Source organism: Paenibacillus sp. OT2-17 (assembly GCF_009827695.1).
GTDB classification, from domain to species: Bacteria; Bacillota; Bacilli; order Paenibacillales; family Paenibacillaceae; genus Paenibacillus; species Paenibacillus polymyxa_B.
Genome location: NZ_WUDQ01000919.1, coordinates 1 through 902, shown reverse-complemented (window position 1 = coordinate 902; position 902 = coordinate 1). Strand labels below are relative to the sequence as shown.

Annotated in this window: 1 protein-coding gene; it reads left to right on the top strand. The window is 46.3% G+C overall.

Features of this window, described 5'->3' with window-relative positions; genetic code table 11:
* Window positions 1–812, top strand: an 812-nt coding sequence (gene priA, locus GRP75_RS28180) for a replication restart helicase PriA (protein ID WP_160791026.1), incomplete at its 5' end; no start/stop codon positions are given.
* Window positions 813–902: the final 90 nt, after the last annotated feature.

The following is a 902-nucleotide window of genomic DNA, read 5'->3' as shown; positions in this document are numbered from 1 at the left end:
CTTGCCCTGAGTGCGGTAGTGAGCATATTCGTTATTTCGGTACAGGTACCCAGCGAGTGGAAGAAGAGCTGGCGAAGCTATTCCCCGGTATACGTGTTGTTCGAATGGATGTTGATACAACGACAGAAAAAAATGCCCACGAAAAGCTTCTCAAGCAATTTCGTGATAAAAAAGCGGACGTGCTGCTCGGTACTCAAATGGTTGCCAAAGGCCTGGACTTTCCCGATGTGACACTGGTTGGTGTCATTACTGCGGATTCGGCTCTCAATTTACCGGATTTTCGGGCTGCGGAAAAGACATTTCAGCTGTTAACACAAGTAGCTGGACGGGCTGGGAGACATCAATTGCCGGGGGAAGTATTCGTACAATCCTATACTCCAGAGCATTATTCGGTGATTCACGCAAGTCGCCATGATTATGCTTCTTTTGTGAGGGAAGAATTGAAACACCGCCGCAATTTGCACTATCCACCATATTGTCGTCTTATTTTGGTGACCTTTTCTCATGAACAACTCCCGGTGCTGGTCCGACTGGCTGAGAATTATTCAGCAACACTACAGGGACGGGCCAGACAACGGGGCTGGTTCGGGAATATGGATCGTCTTACATCGGATGTACTCGACATTTTGGGGCCAGTAGCTTCACCCATTTCGAGAATCAAGAATAGATACCGATTTCAATGTATGATAAAATGGCGTGGAAATATCGATGCGATTAGTTTGGCTCAGCAAGTAGCTGATGAAATGGCCGAATCCGCACAGGCACAAAAGTTGTTGATTAGTCTGGATGTTGATCCGCAAATGCTTATGTAGAGTGTTGCCACAAAAGTTATTATCACAATTAATGCGGACAAGCCGTCCGTACATAGGATAATGTAGCAGTCGCGTGTGTGATGAATACAG